Here is a 1,831-nt window from a genome sequence, read left to right as displayed (position 1 = left end):
CGTGGCATCGCCCAGCGCACGCCGCGCGCGGAGCCAGTCGTCGCCGCGGCCGTCGGGCAGGTTGGCGTCGACGACGAGCAGGTCGTAGGCGTTGCGGTCGGCGAGATCGCGCGCGGCGGCGCAGTCGGCCGCGGCGTCGACGTCCACGGGAACACGCTCGAGCGCGGCCTGTAGCCAGGCGCGGCTGACCGGATCGTCTTCGACGAGCAGCGCGCGGAGGGGTCGATGGTCCGTCATCGGAGGTCGGCGTCCTGTCGGTATCCTCGGGGTATGACCATCCTACGCGCGATGCGGGCGGTGCTGCTCGCGGGCCTCGTGCTCGCGACGCTGCCCGCGCACGCGCGGTCCGCCCAGGCGCGCATCGGCCGCGTGGTCACGCCCGTGGGCACCATGGCCGACGTGCGGGTCGATCTCGACTGGCCAGCGGCCGCGCGACAGGGCGCGATGCGCCTGCGCGCGCGCCGCGTCGATGCCCCCGCGCTTGCGCAGCGCTTCGCGGACGTCGACTGGCGCTGCGTGCTGCGCCGCGACGGTTGGGCGCGCTGGCGTTGCGAGGGGCCCGTGCGGACGGCGCGCGGCGTCCAGCAGCTCGCGGTCGCGTTCGACGAGCGTGGCCTCGACGCGACGCTGCGCAGCGGCGCGCGGAGCATCCGCCTGCATCGCGGCGACGATGGGCCCGACCTCACCCGCGTCGACCTCACGGCGATCCCGCTCGCCTGGATGCGCGGCCTGCTCGCAACGGCGTGGCCGGAGGCGCAGCTCAAGGCCGGCGAGGGCGATGCCCGACTCGCGGTGACGGCGCCCGGTGGCGACGTCCGAATCACCGGTCCGCTCGACCTTCGCGGCGTCGGCTTCGACACGCCGGACGGGCGCATCGCGGCCGAGAACATGGCTGCGCACCTCGACCTCGACCTTCGCTTCGGCGAGACCGATCGCGTCGGCCTGCGCGGACGCATCGGCGGCGGCGAAGCGCTGTTCGGCACCGCGTATCTCGCACTCGCCGGGCGCAGCGTCGACATCGCGCTCGATGCCGAGCAGTCCGGCAGCTGCTGCTGGCGCATTCCGAAATTTGAATGGCGCGACGACGGCGCGCTGAACGCGAGCGGCGCGCTCGCCTTCGGACCCGATGCCGCGCTGCGGTCCTTGCGTGCCGACGTGCGCAGCGACGACATCGGCAAGCTGCGCGAGCCCTATCTGTCGGGTTGGCTGGGCGCGGCCGGGCTCGGCGACCTCGCGATGCGCGGCCCGGCGTCCGGCCACGTGGAGGTCGCGAACGGTGCCTTGCAGGTCGTCGATGCGACGCTCGGCGGAGTCGACCTCGAGGACCCGAAGGGCCGGTTCGCCGTCGCCGGGCTCGAAGGCGATGCCCGCTACTCCGCCGGAGCACCCGTGCGCAGTGCCCTGCGGTGGACGTCGGCGCATGCCTACGGGCTCGCCTTCGGTGCGGCGCGGCTCCCGCTGGAGAGCGGCGCCGGCCGCCTCGCGTTCGCCGAGCCGGTGGACGTGCCCATGCTCGGCGGGCGCCTGCATTTCGACCACCTCGCCGTGCAGCCGGCCACGGCGGCCGCGGGCACTCGCGCGGATTTCGGGCTCGACGTCAGCGACGTCGACGTCGGCCAGCTGGCCGCGGCGCTCGGCCTGCCGGCGTTCACCGGACGACTGAGCGGTCGCATCCCGTCGGCGCATTACGAGGCGCAGCGGCTCGTCTTCGACGGCGGCCTCGGCATGGCGGTCTTCGGTGGGCGCCTCGACGTCTCGGCACTGGCGATGGAGCGCCCGTTCGGCGTCGCGCCCACGCTCAGCGCCGACATCGCCTTCGACGACCTCGACC

Annotated in this window: 2 protein-coding genes; one reads left to right on the top strand and one right to left on the bottom strand. The window is 74.7% G+C overall.

From position 1 onward, the window contains the following. Nucleotides 1-237 (bottom strand): response regulator (locus ACY35P_RS15525; RefSeq protein WP_462116737.1); only part of this gene is annotated, 237 nt, incomplete at its 3' end. A gap of 33 nt (nucleotides 238-270) precedes the next feature. On the opposite strand from ACY35P_RS15525, the gene ACY35P_RS15520 reads away from it, so the two are divergent. After that, nucleotides 271-1,831, top strand: a 1,561-nt coding sequence (locus tag ACY35P_RS15520) for a hypothetical protein (RefSeq protein ID WP_462116736.1), incomplete at its 3' end; no start/stop codon positions are given.

It is taken from the genome of Lysobacter xanthus (assembly GCF_047159895.1).
This window is presented reverse-complemented; position numbering and strand designations above follow the sequence as displayed.